At 37.6% G+C, this 15606-nt stretch carries 16 protein-coding genes and 1 pseudogene; 4 read left to right on the top strand and 13 right to left on the bottom strand.

Going from position 1 to position 15606, the window contains the following annotated elements; translation table 11 throughout:
• Positions 1-180 precede the first annotated feature (180 nt).
• The 5 genes from ytpR to AEA09_RS02870 all read right to left on the bottom strand — a co-directional run bounded on the left by ytpR (position 181) and on the right by AEA09_RS02870 (position 4417).
• The gene (ytpR, locus tag AEA09_RS02890; RefSeq protein ID WP_053582415.1) at positions 181-795 is read right to left on the bottom strand and encodes a YtpR family tRNA-binding protein; all 615 of its coding nucleotides are present in this window, start codon (positions 793-795) and stop codon (positions 181-183) included.
• Complete coding sequence (locus tag AEA09_RS02885) at positions 792-1616, bottom strand: DUF1444 domain-containing protein (RefSeq protein WP_245622766.1); 825 nt, start codon at positions 1614-1616, stop codon at positions 792-794. Before AEA09_RS02885 ends, ytpR begins: the two co-directional genes overlap by 4 nt.
• Positions 1617-1686: 70 nt before the next feature.
• Positions 1687-2205 (bottom strand): hypothetical protein, encoded by a 519-nt coding sequence (locus AEA09_RS02880; protein WP_053582414.1) that lies wholly within the window; start codon positions 2203-2205, stop codon positions 1687-1689.
• Positions 2206-2403: 198 nt separating this feature from the next.
• Entirely contained in the window at positions 2404-2925 is a 522-nt protein-coding gene (locus AEA09_RS02875) for a DUF84 family protein (RefSeq protein ID WP_053582413.1), read from the bottom strand.
• Between the two features lie 415 nt (positions 2926-3340).
• Positions 3341-4417 (bottom strand): M42 family metallopeptidase, encoded by a 1077-nt coding sequence (locus tag AEA09_RS02870; protein ID WP_053582412.1) that lies wholly within the window; start codon positions 4415-4417, stop codon positions 3341-3343.
• Positions 4418-4592: 175 nt separating this feature from the next.
• Between AEA09_RS02870 and AEA09_RS02865 the strand changes: the two genes are divergently transcribed.
• Positions 4593-4907 carry a peptidase M4 gene (locus AEA09_RS02865; RefSeq protein ID WP_053582411.1) on the top strand — a complete coding sequence of 105 codons (315 nt, stop codon included), beginning with the start codon at positions 4593-4595 and terminating at the stop codon, positions 4905-4907.
• A 56-nt stretch (positions 4908-4963) separates the two neighbouring features.
• Here AEA09_RS02865 and AEA09_RS02860 read toward each other — a convergent pair whose 3' ends face one another.
• The 8 genes from AEA09_RS02860 to pepV form a co-directional block, all read right to left on the bottom strand.
• A complete protein-coding gene (locus tag AEA09_RS02860) occupies positions 4964-6190 on the bottom strand; it encodes a carboxylate--amine ligase (RefSeq protein WP_053582410.1) in 1227 nt (408 codons plus the stop codon).
• A gap of 98 nt (positions 6191-6288) precedes the next feature.
• Positions 6289-7317, bottom strand: a complete 1029-nt coding sequence (locus AEA09_RS02855; RefSeq protein ID WP_053582409.1) for a PTS sugar transporter subunit IIC — start codon at positions 7315-7317, stop codon at positions 6289-6291.
• Between the two features lie 276 nt (positions 7318-7593).
• Positions 7594-8457 carry a YtnP family quorum-quenching lactonase gene (locus tag AEA09_RS02850; RefSeq protein ID WP_053582408.1) on the bottom strand — a complete coding sequence of 288 codons (864 nt, stop codon included), beginning with the start codon at positions 8455-8457 and terminating at the stop codon, positions 7594-7596.
• Positions 8458-8511: 54 nt separating this feature from the next.
• Complete coding sequence (trmB, locus tag AEA09_RS02845; protein WP_053582407.1) at positions 8512-9168, bottom strand: tRNA (guanosine(46)-N7)-methyltransferase TrmB; 657 nt, start codon at positions 9166-9168, stop codon at positions 8512-8514.
• A 96-nt stretch (positions 9169-9264) separates the two neighbouring features.
• Positions 9265-10197: a diacylglycerol/lipid kinase family protein gene (locus AEA09_RS02840; protein ID WP_053582406.1), complete on the bottom strand. Its 933-nt coding sequence runs from the start codon at positions 10195-10197 to the stop codon at positions 9265-9267.
• Positions 10198-10200: 3 nt separating this feature from the next.
• Positions 10201-11205: a nuclease-related domain-containing protein gene (locus AEA09_RS02835; RefSeq protein ID WP_053582405.1), complete on the bottom strand. Its 1005-nt coding sequence runs from the start codon at positions 11203-11205 to the stop codon at positions 10201-10203.
• 173 nt (positions 11206-11378) lie between these two features.
• Positions 11379-12230, bottom strand: a complete 852-nt coding sequence (gene dat, locus AEA09_RS02830; RefSeq protein ID WP_053582404.1) for a D-amino-acid transaminase — start codon at positions 12228-12230, stop codon at positions 11379-11381.
• Positions 12231-12255: 25 nt separating this feature from the next.
• Positions 12256-13662, bottom strand: coding sequence for a dipeptidase PepV (pepV, locus tag AEA09_RS02825; protein ID WP_053582403.1), 1407 nt, complete (start codon positions 13660-13662; stop codon positions 12256-12258).
• A gap of 365 nt (positions 13663-14027) precedes the next feature.
• On the opposite strand from pepV, the gene AEA09_RS02820 reads away from it, so the two are divergent.
• From AEA09_RS02820 to AEA09_RS02815, 3 genes and pseudogenes are all read left to right on the top strand, one after another.
• Positions 14028-14249, top strand: a complete 222-nt coding sequence (locus tag AEA09_RS02820) for a DeoR family transcriptional regulator (RefSeq protein WP_053582402.1) — start codon at positions 14028-14030, stop codon at positions 14247-14249.
• Positions 14250-14391: 142 nt separating this feature from the next.
• The gene (locus AEA09_RS20190) at positions 14392-14595 is read left to right on the top strand and encodes a hypothetical protein (RefSeq protein ID WP_245622765.1); all 204 of its coding nucleotides are present in this window, start codon (positions 14392-14394) and stop codon (positions 14593-14595) included.
• A gap of 12 nt (positions 14596-14607) precedes the next feature.
• Positions 14608-15564: pseudogene (locus AEA09_RS02815) on the top strand (MFS transporter); the annotation flags it as partial.
• Positions 15565-15606 lie beyond the last annotated feature (42 nt).

The raw sequence follows: 15606 nt of genomic DNA, 5'->3' as shown, positions 1-15606 counted from the left end.
AGTGTTGCTGACGTTTTTAAAAGATTGACTTTTTGAAAAACAGAACGCATCTTCTGTATAAAAAAAGCATACCATAAAAGTCACATAGAAACTCGTATTTATCAGCCCAAAAACAACAAAAAATCGTTAAGTCAGCTATCTATTAGCAACTCAACGATTTTTCTAAAAACCTATGATATTTTAGCGAGTTGGGGCTTCAAATGCACTTCCGACTACTGCATCTGCTGGTAGCACCAAAATCCCTTTTTCAGAGGGTGCGTTCGGAATCGCTAATTCACGCGCTGAGCAAAGCATGCCGAAAGAATCTACACCACGAAGGTTTCCTTCTTTAATAAGCATACCTGAAGGCATAACAGCACCTATTTTAGCAACAACTACTTTTTGGCCTGCTTCGACATTTGGTGCTCCACATACGATTTGTAAAGATTGTTCACCTACGTTAACTGTACAAATGCTTAATTTATCTGCATTTGGATGTTTTTCTTTTGTCTCCACAAAACCTACTACGAATTTTGGTGAGAAGTCTACATCCAAACTAATAGATGCACCATTTTTTTCAATTGCAGCCTCAATCTGTTCCACAAGCTCCGGTGTTACTTCAACATTACCTTGTGCTTCTGTTTTTACATAGCTACTTGCATTGAATAAATTAAAGGCTTTGATTTCGCCTGTTTGTGCTTCTTTTAAAATCGCAATGTCGCCAGCACGTTCCACAACTGTTTTTACGATTGCTTCTGTTGCTAATTGTACTAGTAATACATCTCCGACATATTGCTTGTTATAAAATACGTTCATGATTCCTTTTTCTCCTTTTTCACTCTGTTTTTTGCCAGTATAAAGATTGGTTCTAGTTCCCCGTCTTCATAGATAAATGACAATGACGTGATTGGTACAGTACCTACTGTGAAAAAATGCATCGTCATCTGCGCTAATACATCATAACCTGTTTCGTTACGAATATCACCTATAATTAACACATCCTGATGCGGTACAGATACCGTCATATCCCCTTCAATTTGTGCGTGCATGTCTTTCAAAAAGCCTTCATTTAAAATACGGCTCGCATCGTAACCATCATTGGCATTCACAAAATAAAACTGATTTCCTGCTACTTCATCTTTTTTATAGGTTACCGGTAATTGCTTCACTGAAAAACGCGCCATTTCACGGATTTGCTCAACTGTTAATTGGAGCTCATCTAGCATCGACTCGTCAATAAAGCGGTACGTTCTCCCAACATCAAGCCCATAAAAAATACGTGTTTCTGCTGTATGTTCCGTCGTAATAAAGGCATGTCCTTCTTTTGAGGACTGCGGAAAAGATGTAGCACGAATAACAGGATAAATTTGTGTAGTCGCACTAAACCCCTGCTCTTTTTCTTGCTCCATCGCCGAAAACGTCTGCTCGATTGTATAGATAACTTCATCAAGCGCTGCATCTTGCTTTTCATTATATTTCGTTAAAATCCCTGGTAATGATAATTCCATCCCATGTCCTAACTTTGTATGATTCAAGCGTAATTTATCTTGTTTTTTATCGTATTCATAAGTAAAACGAGCATCACCTAATCGCGTTTTTAATAAAGTTACCAATTGATTTGAATCCATTTGCTTCACTTATCTTCACATCCTTTCACAAAATGAGACGGCTCACAATTTGTGAACCGTCTTGTTCAAAACTATGCAATTACTTTATCTTAACCGAATGAACGATTTTCGTCATCTCATGTAGATTATCCTCTATATCTTCCACCGGTGAAATGGTAGTCATTTTCACGCCACCACTACTAACAACAAGTTCAAATTCTTCCTCATTTTCTGTTTTAGAAACAGCTGCGAATCCAAAAACATTGTCTTTTTCATAAGTTTTTTCATCAATGATTTCCTTTGTATTATCTTCCTTTAATAAATTGTAATATAATTTACTATCCGATTTTTCGCGATCATTAATAAAAAGAATATATGATTGTTTGCCTTTAGAAACTAAAATATTATATTTATCTGAGCTATCATCGACATTATATTTTGAAGGTAAATATAATTGAATATTACCAATTGTATCAGTATGTTTTTCTGGTTTTTCAGCAAACACATTTTCGGTTAGTTGAAATCCTTTTGTAATTTGTTCATCCATAGATTGATTGCAGCCAGTTAGTCCCAAAAGTAAAAATATAAGTCCTGATACTTGTAGCCATTTACGAGACATTTTTCTCTTCCTTTCATTACTATATGAGTTGCACTTAATAATTCTACATACTACTACCTATACATATACGCTAGGCAGGAATGTCCGTAGCGTTACTTACTTGTTCAAATCTTCAATTCAATATATATCTGTTTATATTTTAATGAAAATTCAAACAATAATCAATCGCAGTATGTGTTTTTAACTATAATGAACAGTCTAATTATGTGATAATACAAACAGATATTGACCTACAAGTAGCGCTACAATATGCTCAAACATTGCCTGACGATCCACTAAACCTTGTGTGAAAATACCCACGGCTCCTATATGTTGTCTAATGTCACGTCGTTGTGTGTACGCCTCCATTACTGGCCCTAGTTCTTTGCCAGCTCTTATTTCCTGGGCAATTTCTATTGGTAATACAATTTGTGCACCAGCTGCTGTAAATACCGTACCATCTGCTAATACAAGTGCTCCCCAGTTACAAACATACATAACACCTTCAATTTCCGTGACACCGCCTTCTAGGCCAAAAGATAGAGCAGATCCAGTCGATGCCATTGTATTTCTCGCACGATTTATTGCACCTTGTCTTGTTTCTTCTGTAGTCATCGGCTGCTCAGAAACATCTGATGCCGCCTTATAATATGTAAATTCAGTATTTTCGAAAACTCTGTTAGATATAACTTCCACAGCGCCAATTTTCGCCTTATTTGTTGTACCAATTGCTATGTTCATGTAAATTCCTACTTTCTAAGTATAGAGATTGATCCAAAAAGAGGGCACTGAAAAAGTGGTTCTCTCAATAAAACTCTTATAAAAATCAGTCATTAGGATTTAGCGCTCTGGCGTTCGTTTTCTGCGGGCGAGCGACGAGCCTCCTCCTGTGCTTTGCTTCGTACGGGGTCTCGTCTGTCTCACTTTCCCGTAGGAGTCTCACACCGCCGCGCTCACTCCTTAACGAAAATGTAATGTTTCCGCAAATAATTACTATAAAAAATTTCAACTTTAGAGTTTTTCAGTGCCCTCCTCCAGAAATGATAAACTTGAATTATACATTCTTTCCTGTTAGCTTCACTTTTCTCGCAGAAAAAGGGTGTCTCAAATTACTTTTGAGACACCCTTTTTTTCTCAAAGCATTCAATGAAAGCTATTATACATTACTATAAATAGACGATAAAGTTGAACGATCTGTTTTTTTCACTAATTCTACAATCATCGCTTTGGCTGCTGCATAGTCATCAATATGAATAATAGATGCTGATGTATGAATATAACGAGAGCACACACCAATTACTGCACTAGGAATACCGTCATTTGACGTATGCACCCGACCTGCATCTGTGCCACCTTGTGAGACAAAATATTGATAGGGAATATTATTTGATTCCGCTGTATCTAATATAAATTCACGCATCCCACGATGTGTTACCATTGTGCGGTCAAAAATACGTAATAATGTCCCTTTACCAAGTTGACCAAATTGATTTTTGTCACCAGCTGCATCATTTGCTGGTGACGCATCTAATGCAAAGAATAGGTCTGGTTTTATCATATTTGCAGACACTTGTGCCCCGCGAAGTCCTACTTCTTCCATTACATTTGCGCCTGAATATAAATGAGAAGCTAATTTTTCGTCCTTTACTTCTTTCATTAGCTCGATTGCAAGTCCACAGCCATATCGGTTATCCCAAGCTTTGGCCATAATTTTCTTCGGATTTGCCATTGGTGTAAATGGACAAACTGGCAGGATTGATTGACCAGGACGAACGCCTAGTGCCAACGCATCTTCCTTGTTATCTGCACCAACATCAATCAGCATATTTTTCATATCCATCGGTTTTGCACGCTCTGCATCCGTTAAAAGATGTGGTGGGATGGATGAAATAACACCAGGAATCGCGCCATTTTTCGTGTATACTTCCACTCGTTGCGCGAGCATCACTTGGTTCCACCAGCCGCCAAGTGTCTGGAAACGAATCATTCCATTATCTGTAATTGACGTCACCATAAATGCAACTTCATCCATATGACCCGCTACTAAAATTTTCGGTGCATCTGCCACTTCACTATGTTTGACGCCGAAAATGCCTCCTAAATTATCTTGGACAATTTCATCTGAATACTTCTCTAGTTCAGAACGCATGAACGCACGTACAGCATGCTCATTCCCAGGTGCACCAGGCAATTCCGTTAAGGTTTTAAATAATTGTAATGTTTCCTCGTTCATGATGTTCTCTCCCAACGAAGTAATATTTTCTTCCTTTCTTATTGTATCATATTCGTTTTTTAAGTCGAAATATTGGTACTATACTAACTATTTAATAAAAAGAGCTTAATTATGAACGTGCACTCACTCTAATAGCTATGCTAAAATGAAACCATAGAAAAAGGAGGAAATAACCATGAAATTACGTGATTTTTTAATTGGTGTTGCCACTGGCCTAGCAGCCGCTGTCATTATTAAAGAAGCAAGTGAAAAAGTTTCTCCATATGTACCTGCAGGTCAAGTATTAGAAAAAATAAAAAAAGAATTTAAAAAAGATGCCCCTATTGATGGCTCTTGGATTTATATGAAAACAGATAATTTTACAAATGGCTTTATGACGATTCCGGTTTACCGTGGTGGTATTTCACGAATGAACGAAGGAGAAATGCAAACATTTGAATTTGCAGCCGACGCTCGTTCTGGTGTCGTTGTTGAACTAACGGAAGTCTAATGTCAGGCATAAAGAAAAAGCATGTGGACATCGAGTCTACATGCTTTTTCTTCGACTTATTCTTCTAGCCCTTTATTATTAAAGTACTTTTTGTATTTACGGTAGTAGTTTAAATTGTTTAACGTGAGTTTCACCCAGCGTTTAGCATTCATATCTTCATTAAAGTATAAAGAGTTCGTATACTTACCTTCGCTAATCAGTTTTTTCGCTTCGAGTTTTAACTTTTCATTCGATGCATATTTAAATAACACACCTTTTGGAATGATCATCCATAAGTGCTTGTCCTGCACATATGTCAAATCTTGCTCAATATTTAGCATATGGTCGTCAGCAACATACTTCATTAAGTTATGACCACTTGCTGTTACATAGTAACTTGAACGGCCATTACGTAAGTTGATTTCGAACAGTTTGTATTTTTTATCACGCACATCATATTTCATGTCAAAGTTGGCAAAACCAGTGTAGCCGATATCTTCAAGGAAATGACGCACTTGGTCCATTAACTCTTTGTCATATGTCGTAATGATTGCTGCATAACTGCCGATGCCCTCTGGAGAATGTTCTTCTAAAATCGGGTTCCCTAAGCACATTAGCTTTACTTTTCCGTCTTTGCCAACATACGCATTTAACACACGCATATACGAATCATCACCTGGGATAAATTCTTGAATAATCATCGTATCTTGGTATGTTGAGCTATAGATTGCTTTTAGAATAGCCGTTTTTTCTGCTTCATCATGTGCCACGAACACCTTTTTCTTCCCTGGGAATGAACAAGCCCAGTATTCAACAGAATTCGATGCTTTTATAATGATTGGATACGCAAAAGGTGGTGTAAAGTTTTCATAGTTTTCTGCAGTTACCGTCGTCGTACCTGGGTATTTGAAGTTATACTTCTCACACATTTTATAAAAGTTTTCCTTCAATAAAATTTGGTCCATTAACGATTCGTCGATGTATGGTACTGTGAAATGTTCTTGTAAAGCTGGTTTGTTTTTAATGATTAACTTTGCATAGTCATCCCCGCAAGCGAGTAGCAGTAAATTTTGGCCTGCGTATTTTTTTGCTACCTCTGCCAGTGCAGGTGCAAACACGTCTTGCTCATTTAAGCGATCAATTTCTTGGAAATTAAGTATATGACTATCTTGTGTGGCAGTTAAATGTGAACGGCCAAGTACAAGCGGTTTAATGCCATATGCCTCATAAAAGGCACGTGCCATACCATATGCATTCATATCTGATCCTAATAGTATTGGTAAAAATGTTTTTTCCATTGCCATTGGGTATTCAACTCTCTTTTGTGTTTTAGTATAGTGTTTAGTGTATCATATTTTTTAACATGTTCACGAAAAAAAAGCCCCCTAAGGAGACTTTTCCATCATTCATAATTCACTTTATAATCCTCTGAAGTAATCCATTTGAATTTTGTCGAGAAGATACGTAACAGAATCACGTTCATGATAATAGGTAGCGCAATGAATAATGATACAGCAACTGTAATATGATACGGTGTCCAGCCCACTAAGCTTAAATATTTTAGAGGCCCTACAAAGCCCCCTAACCCGAAACCTGCACTATAAGGTGTACCAACAATTTCAAAAACACCAGCTAATGCGCCTAAAACACCTGCCGTAATTATCATCGGAAAAGCAATTTTCGGTTTCATAAAGAAATTCCGCATTTGAATTTTTGCAGATGCTACGTGCGCAATCGCTGTTCCAATATTATTCGCTTTGTAACTCGCAATACACATCCCAACGCCCGATGCACAAACACCTAGGTTCGCAGCACCTGCTCCAATACCTGACAACATAATTATTGTTGCTACGCCAATTGTAGAAATCGGTGAAATGATTAAGATAGAGAATATCATGGCAATTAATGAGCCCATTACTATTGGCTGTAATGTTGTTAACTGTTCAATAATAATACCCACATAACCTGAGCCTTTTTGTACGTAAGGTAAAATTGCATTGCCCATTAACCCTGGAACAAACATAGAAAGAGCAGGCATTAAAAGAAGCGTAAAGTCTTTTAGTTTATTGCCTAAAAATTGTACAAATAGAACAGCTAAACCCGTAGTAATCCCTATATTAATAACTACACCAATGCCAGCAATCGTAATGCCCGCTTCTGGATCAATCGTATATACGCCACTACCCACAAATGCCGCTAGCCCGACACTACATGTTTGTACAGGCGTTAGTTTAAAGCAAATGCCTGTCATGACTCCTATGATTACAGGTAATAGACTCATAGCCAATATTGAAGTATTTAAAATGATTTCAAGTTGAGGTACATAGGGAATAATAAGTTTTAGTATCTCGCCCACTAATGCATTTGGTATTAAACAAACGACAATCCCCATACTCATACCGGTCAGTACATTATTGATAAAATTTTTCATTAATATTCATTTCCCTTCTGCCAATAATACTCTAAGTTGATGTACCTTAGTATAGTAATGTCACTTTAATCAGTCAATACTAAATATTCAGATAATTAATGATGTTTTTAGTAATCTAGCAGATAGTTTCAATAGTCAGAAAGTAGACGTTTTCATTTAGTTGAATCTTGTAAAAAAATATACTGTGTTTTTTTAAAAACGCGAAAATAATATGGGTTATCTCTTTCAAAACCCATAAAAAAACGCATGAGCTCTATTTGCTCACACGCTTTCCTCTTAAAATTTGATACTCGCTTGTCGGCTACGTTCTAACTTACCAACAATTTCTTTACCTGTCGCATCCCATTTAATCATACGGTAATACGCATCATGGTAGAAAATAAAGCCGTAGCCATTTGCTAGTGCCTCTTTCATAATACGTTCTTTCGCATATATACTTGCCATCGGGTAGTCATCATATGCCATGACCCATAACGGATTTTGATGCGCATGTGTTGGCATAATATCTGCCATATGAAGCAATACTTCACCATTTTGTGTTAGCTTAATGATGGCATGTCCGTCACTATGGCCTCCTGTATGAATCATTTCGATGCCAGGAACTACTTCTAATGTACCTTCAAATGTTTCAACTAGATGCTGCACTGGCTCCCAGTTTTCTTTCCAATACGTATTTTTCGAGCGAATATTCGGCTTGCGCATTTCATCCCACTCGATTTTTGATACATAAATTTTTGCATTTGGGAAAGTTGGTACAAGTACTTCACCTTCCCACTGAGTTAAACCACCTGCATGGTCAAAGTGTAAATGCGTCATTAGAACATAATCAATATCGGCTGTTGTTAAGCCAAGTTCTTCAAGGCTTGCCGCAAGAGTTGATTCCTCTGTTACGCCGTAATTTCGCAGTTGCTTTTCATTTAATTTATTGAAGCCAACGCCTGTATCAACCACATAGTTTTTGCCTTCAAATTGAATTAAAATCGGTTCTGTCGGTAATTCGATTTGATTGTTCTCGTTCACCGGATATTTGCGTGACCAAAGTGGCTTTGGCACGACTCCAAACATTGCACCCCCATCTAGGCAAGTGACACCCCCGTTTAGCCATGTCAGAGACATCTTGTGAAATTGTAGTTGATCCATACTTTCTCCCCCTAGAAAACATTTTGTGATAAAGCGAACTTTCAAGCAGTAAGGTTATTTAACCCTGCCAGTAAGAAATTGCGACTCTAGTCGATAAATTGGTTGTCCCTTTGCAGAAAACTTCTGCTCGTACTCTGTCATAATATTATCTTCTGGCATATTTGCATGTAGGTCGAGTGATACATACTTTAACAACATACCGTATTCAGACATACTGATGAGAGAATACTCGAAAAGGCCACGGTTATCCGTTTTAAAATGGACTTCCCCATTATCTACTAAAATAGACTCATATAATTTCAAAAATCCTTCGTGCGTTAAACGTCGCTTTGCATGGCGAATTTTCGGCCAAGGATCTGAGAAATTCAAGTACACGCGTTCTACATCATTTTTCTCGAAATATTTATATAAATCTGCGCCATTTACTTTTAATAAACGTAAATTCGCTGGAGATTTAGCCTCTAAAATCTTTTCTAATGCACACACAATTACGCTATCATATAGCTCAATACCGATGTAATTTATATCTGGATTTTGTAATGCCATTCCTGTCACAAATTGGCCTTTCCCAGTACCAACCTCGATATGCAGTGGATTGTCATTGCCAAAAACAGCTTGCCAATTCCCTTTAAAATCTTCAGGATTCGGAACCACAACCTCTGGATGACTTGTCAATAATTCATCTGCCCAAGGCTTATTTCGTAATCTCACTTTACTTCCTCATTTCTTTCTACTAATTATTGATTTTTTTATAGTATAGCGTAAAAACGTCAAATTCGCATGAAATTATTGCGAAATGACGTTTTTTCATTTATCCATATTTACACGTTTCCATACAGCTGTTTCAACTGTACAGCGAATATTCATATCTTGCCCTATCTCCCCGATATAGTCACCGTCAGTATGACAAACCATTTTATCGGTATGTACCGTAATATCAAATTGCTCATTTTGCAAAAACGTAATTTCCTTAAACTTCGTATGCTTCTCAAAAAACACAGTGGCAAATACAAGGAGTAACTTAATACGTGAAATATTGTAGACAATCGTTACTTCGATTTTCCCATCATTCGGGTTAGAAGCTGGTGAAATTTTCATCCCTCCGCCGAAATATGGTTGATTGCTCACAGCCACGAACCAAGCTTGTTTAAAATACAGTTCTTCTTCGTTTGAACGAACTGTTACATCAAAGCGTTGGAAGCTAAATATCCCCTTTACGACGAAAGCTGCATAGGAAAGCTTACCAAGCCCAATTCTATTCATATAAACTTTAAAGCGAGACGTATTCGTCAACTTCGTGACATACGCATCAAAACCAATTCCTGCATTGTTAACGAAAAGCTCTGTTGGTGCTATCCCCAATTGAATCCTACCGACATCCATGAGGGTCCCACTGTTTTCAATAAGCAGAAATTCCTCAATTTGCTTTGCTTGTTGAAATACTCGAAAATTTCTCGCAAAATCATTACCAGAGCCAGCAGATACCACTCCTATGATAACGCGCTCATTATATACAGCACCACTTACAACCTCATGAACCGTCCCATCACCGCCAATCACAACAACTAACCATCGCTCATTATTAGATTGTGTATATTGTCTGGCAATCTCTTCACCATGCCCTTTGTACTGTGTAAACGCAACCCTATAGTCTATTGTTAAATTTTGTTGAATACGGCTCCAAGCTTTCTTCCCTTTACCATTTCCAGCATATTCATTGACAATAAACAGAACCTGCATAGGCTAATCCTTAGCTATTGGCGCTGCTTGCTGCCAAATATCTCGATTAAAAGAAGTCGTTTGAACATTGTTTAAAATGGTTTGTGCCGCACGAATTTGCATATGTTTCATTGGAGAAGAAGATTTTGTTAACTGATCGAACCATTCGCCGTAATTTCTGTGATCCACTAATTGAATATTATATGGTGCACCTGGATAATCGAAATAGCCATTGCGCGTTAACACTACTTTACGGATAGGCATATCCACCCCATCTTGCTTAAATAATTGTGTTAACACCGATTCCATACGGCTTAAATTGATTGTTGGATTTAGTATTTTCGAATCTTTTGTCCCTACCTTTTTCACCCAAAAACGCTCGCTATTCCCAACGTACACGGCTTGATTTTCCGCTTCAAGTACCTTGATACAAATACATTCAGTCGGTGACATTAACACAACATCTAGCTCAATCGGCGCTTTTTTCACTTGTAAAATCGGATAATAAAATACTAAATAATTGTCCGGCAAATTGAGTAGTAACGTACGCAGTAACGAATCACGCATAAACCTTGGATCCACATATGACTTCTCACGTAGTGTTGAACTCGCCCATTTCATTTGAAAATGGAAAAATTGATCCTTAAACATGCGTTTTAATTCATGAACGGATTGTGGTGCATACATAATTTTCGGCTCAAACGTTAAAGTCGTTTCTTCTTCCGGAATTTTATCTTCGTCATCCATTAAATCATTGGAAACATCTACTTGTTCGATATCCTCTAACTCTCTCTTTTGACGTCCAGAAAATATTTTTTTGAAGAAAGCAAATCGTCCTTTATCTTCAAACAGCTCATTAGCAGTCTCATTGTCGTCATGGTGCCACTCAGTAATGTCTTCACCTGATATCCATTGCCTTTTCACACGGTCCCACTGGCTTTTCTTTAAACGAACAAATTGTGTTGGATATCTCGCCAAATCAATTTGATAACGTGATACATAATCCTGTATTTTCACTAATTGCGCCAACTCGTTGTCACTCCAATCATAAAAGCATGCATATCGTTGTACATGGCTATTTTATATATTTTACATGACGCTTCATAAGAAAACATCCATTTTTATCCCTATAAAAAAAGAACTACCTTTTAAACTTAGTAGGTAACCAAGTTTTGGGTAGTCCTTTTTTCAGGTTTATCGGCTTAAGATTTTATTGAAATTGGTAGTTTCGCTTCGAAAGCTTCTTGTAGCTTTCTTGTCCATTCACCTACAGCACCTGTCCCAATAGCATGTCCATCTACATCGATTACAGGTGTTACTTCAGAAGATACTGATGATACGATTACTTCGTCCATTTTTAGTAAATCACCTTTTGTCATTGCTTCTTCAATCACTGGTAGTCCGATTTCAGTAGCACACTTCAAAATAATTTGACGTGTAATACCATTTAAAATGAAGTTATTAGCCGGGTGTGTGTAAAGCTTACCACCTTTAATGCCATAAACATTCGCTGATGAACATTCTGTAACTGTATCACCACGATGTAAAATCGCTTCATAGCAACCTTTTTCAGATGCTTCTTGTTTTGCAAGAACTGCACCCAATAGATTTAATGATTTAATGTCGCAACGTAACCAACGAATATCTTCTACAAATGTAGCTTTTACGCCGTTTTGGAAGTTTTCGATTGAACGCTCGCCTACTTTAACATTGCCTGTTAACACAGCAGGTACACTTGCATCTGGGAAAACGTGGTTACGCGATACGGTACCACGTGTAATTTGGAAATAAACGTGACCATTATCTAATTTATTCGCTTCGATTAGGTCATGTAATAACTTGTGTAATACGTCTTTTGTATAAGGGATGACAAGACGAATTTTTTCGGCACTTGCGTAGAAACGATCAATATGCTCCTGTGCTGTAAACATTTGTCCGTTATATACTTTTACTACTTCGTAAATACCGTCACCAAATTGGTAACCACGGTCTTCTGGCGATACTGTAATAGATCCTTCTTCAACAATTTGATCATTCCATAATGAATATGCCATTGTCACTCATCCTCTTCTGTTTGTTTTATTTGTTACTAGCAAGTTCAACAATTGCTTCTGCATAAATAGCCGCGGCCTTCACTAAGTTTTCTACGATGACAAACTCGTCAGCACGATGCGCAACATCAGGTTCACCCGGGAATAACATACCGAATGCGACGCCCTTTTTCAGAACGCGCGCATATGTCCCGCCACCTGTAGAAAGTAAAGGTGTTTCATAATCACCCGTATTACGACGATAAACATTCGCAAGCGTTTGAATTAATTCATCATCCTCGTTCACATAATGTGGTTTAGAATCATCTTGAATATCAAGTGAAAATCCTTTTTTCACAGCTAAGCCTTGCGCTTTTGTAATTTTTTCTTCAAATGGATACGATACAGAATAGCGCATACTAATAACCAAACTGCCACCTTGTGACGCGTCATAAGCCACAATTCCAGGATTCAATGTTGTTTTCCCGGACATTTCATCCTCAAAATCAAGCGCTAGCGCGTTACCATAGTGATCGTTATGGAAAACATCTGCAATAAAGTCGACAAATCGCTTACTAGCCTCAGTCGTCAACTCCTGTTGTAAAAATGCTGCAAGATAAACAGCCGCATTGATTCCCTTTTCAGGTTCCATTGCATGGGCTGCTTTCCCTTTGATAGTTATTATATAGCGAGAGTCCTCATTTAATAAAGACCCTTCTAGCTGATTTTTACTTAAAAATGTTTGAAAATTCTGTTCAAACTGAGGAGTTAGGTGCTGAATTGTTGCTTCTGCTTGATCTGGTACCATATTTGAACGTTTTCCTGCATAAAATGAAAGGAGCTGTTCTTTCTCTTTATCACCCTTTTTGTTTTGGGAGAAAACAAGCTCTGCAATACCCTTTTCGGCATTAATAAGTGGGAAATCTGCATCTGGTGCAAAGCCTATAGTAGGCATCTCTTCATATTCGAAATAATGATCGACACAGCGGAAGCCTGTTTCTTCGTCTGTACCGATAATCATACGCACACGTTTATTTAGCTTGATGCCGGCATCCTTAACAAGCTTCATTCCCATCCAAGCTGCAATCGTCGGGCCTTTATCGTCAATAGCACCACGCGCAAATAATTTGCCATCCGCTACAGTACCGCTAAAAGGCGGATATGTCCAATTCTTTTCATTACCGACTGGTACAACATCTACGTGACATAAAATGCCGAGTAATTCTTCACCCTCGCCCATTTCAATATGCCCTGCGTAGTTATGAATGTTTTTTGTCTGTAGCCCTTCCATTTGCCCTTTTGCAAGTAACCATTCGAGTGCTTCTAGCGGACCTTTACCAAAAGGCATTTCAGCAGTCGCAGTTTCTTCATCCAACACACTATTGATTTGCACAAGTTCCTGCAACTCCCGTACTAATTCATCCTGTCTTTCCTTTGCAGCTTGTAACCAATCCATGACATTTACCTCCTTCTGTATATTAATGTTATTTTACGCTTTACATGAAAAAATTCAATAAACATCCCTTTCCATTACACGCGAATTCAATAATTAGGACCTGTTCTCACCATATATAGTGTTTTTTTCCTTGAATCCCACTAAATACGGTTATGGTTATTATGTCTATATTGTAAATTTCAATTAAACACACTAGAAAAGTAGTACGTTTTTTTATATAATGAAGTTATCAGAATAATCGTTCTGATCATAACATTAGTAAAGGGGATGTCTAAGGCAGTAACTTAAGAGCCTAAGTGCACTCCGCACAAATTGTCGTCCGCTAGTCTTTGCCAAGAGAATTAAGATGAAGGAGTGGTTCATTTATGAAACCAACTACTGATCGAATGCTTAATCGAATTAAAGATGTGTACATGTTTATTTTAGACAAAGGAACAGTGTCTACACAGGATTTAGTCGAAGAGTTTAGTATCACTCCTCGCACCGTTCAAAGGGATTTGAACGTGTTAGCCTTTAACGATTTGGTCATGAGTCCAAGTCGAGGCAGATGGACAACGACGAGTAAAAAAGTAAAAATGACATCTTAGTTTTTGCGCAGTGTGCGTAAAGGATTTTGTATTAGAAAAAGCATGACCTTTCGTCGGGGTCATGCTTTTTTTTCCTATTTACAGCACTTATTCAATCCCTTACACTCGATACATTCTACTTTTCGATGAGAGGACGTTCTATATGAAGGTTACACAATTGTTTCATCCACTTGTTTGGATTATTTTAGGAGGGACTATTTTCACACGTATTGCAAGCTTTATGGCAATGCCTTTTTTAGCAATTTATCTACATAACGAAATTGGTGCTTCTCCTTTACAAATCGGACTTACGATTGGTATTGCACCGCTTATTTCAACGTTTGGTGGTTTTTTTGGGGGTTATTGAACAGATCGTTTCGGTAGAAAAAGTGTCATTTTGTTAACAATTCTTGTATGGAGCTTTGTTTTCTTCGGCTTTGCTATCGCCCATGTTATTTGGGTCTTTATCATTTTAAATGCTTTGAATGGGTTATGCCGCTCATTCTTTGAACCTTCCACACAAGCACTGATGATCGACTTTACACCTGCTACCAAACGAAAAAGACTTTTTTCATTACGTTATACAGCGATTAATATTGCTGCTGTTATTGGCCCGATTATCGGCGTTTACATTGCGAGTTTATCTAGTCCAAGCATACCGTTCATACTGACAGGCATCATGTATATTCTATATGCTGTATTTTTATTGTTCGTCTTGAATCACTATGAAATGCAACAAATACAAGCAAAAGCTCCAAAAAAAATTCTGCATACCTTTACAATTCTCTTTTCAAATCGTGTCCTGCTGTGCTTTATTGTTGGAGGGATTTTAATCAACATTGGTTATTCGCAATTCGATTCAACACTCCCTCAATTGATTAATCTCAAAATTGAAGATGGTGCCAAATTGTATTCACTTCTAATATCACTAAACGCCGCTGTTGTATTGTTATTACAATTACCCATTAGCATTTTTTCAGAGCGTTTATCATCCACGATAACGCTTCTCGTCGGTATTATATTTTTTGCAGTTGGTCTCATTTTATTCGGTGTATCCGATAATTACCCACTATTCATCGTTGCCATGACAATGTTTACAATTGGTGAGATTTTTGCCTTTCCTACAATGAATGTCATGATAGATGAAATCGCACCGGATACACAAAAAGCTACTTATTTAGGTGCATCGCAATTTAAGAATCTTGGCGGCTTTATAGGCCCAATTATCGGCGGATGGCTCCTAACTCATTATATAGATTATATGTTTGTAATTATTGCGTTATTGGTTTTATGTAGTTCTGTGGTTTATAAACTTGGAGCAAACTATCGTCAGTAGGTGCACATTACTTATGCATTTACATACAGAAAAAGAATGACC

It is taken from the genome of Lysinibacillus contaminans (assembly GCF_001278945.1).
In the GTDB taxonomy this organism is placed as follows: domain Bacteria; phylum Bacillota; class Bacilli; order Bacillales_A; family Planococcaceae; genus Lysinibacillus; species Lysinibacillus contaminans.
This window is presented reverse-complemented; position numbering and strand designations above follow the sequence as displayed.

Excerpts from the sequence above, each read along its gene's own strand:
- ytpR (WP_053582415.1), bottom strand. The coding sequence starts at position 795 with ATGAACGTATTTTATAACAAGCAATATGTCGGAGATGTATTACTAGTA.
- AEA09_RS02880 (WP_053582414.1), bottom strand. The coding sequence starts at position 2,205 with ATGTCTCGTAAATGGCTACAAGTATCAGGACTTATATTTTTACTTTTG.
- AEA09_RS02875 (WP_053582413.1), bottom strand. The coding sequence starts at position 2,925 with ATGAACATAGCAATTGGTACAACAAATAAGGCGAAAATTGGCGCTGTG.
- AEA09_RS02870 (WP_053582412.1), bottom strand. The coding sequence starts at position 4,417 with ATGAACGAGGAAACATTACAATTATTTAAAACCTTAACGGAATTGCCT.
- AEA09_RS02865 (WP_053582411.1), top strand. The coding sequence starts at position 4,593 with ATGAAATTACGTGATTTTTTAATTGGTGTTGCCACTGGCCTAGCAGCC.
- AEA09_RS02860 (WP_053582410.1), bottom strand. The coding sequence starts at position 6,190 with ATGGCAATGGAAAAAACATTTTTACCAATACTATTAGGATCAGATATG.
- AEA09_RS02855 (WP_053582409.1), bottom strand. The coding sequence starts at position 7,317 with ATGAAAAATTTTATCAATAATGTACTGACCGGTATGAGTATGGGGATT.
- AEA09_RS02850 (WP_053582408.1), bottom strand. The coding sequence starts at position 8,457 with ATGGATCAACTACAATTTCACAAGATGTCTCTGACATGGCTAAACGGG.
- AEA09_RS02840 (WP_053582406.1), bottom strand. The coding sequence starts at position 10,197 with ATGCAGGTTCTGTTTATTGTCAATGAATATGCTGGAAATGGTAAAGGG.
- dat (WP_053582404.1), bottom strand. The coding sequence starts at position 12,230 with ATGGCATATTCATTATGGAATGATCAAATTGTTGAAGAAGGATCTATT.
- pepV (WP_053582403.1), bottom strand. The coding sequence starts at position 13,662 with ATGGATTGGTTACAAGCTGCAAAGGAAAGACAGGATGAATTAGTACGG.
- AEA09_RS02820 (WP_053582402.1), top strand. The coding sequence starts at position 14,028 with ATGAAACCAACTACTGATCGAATGCTTAATCGAATTAAAGATGTGTAC.
- AEA09_RS20190 (WP_245622765.1), top strand. The coding sequence starts at position 14,392 with ATGAAGGTTACACAATTGTTTCATCCACTTGTTTGGATTATTTTAGGA.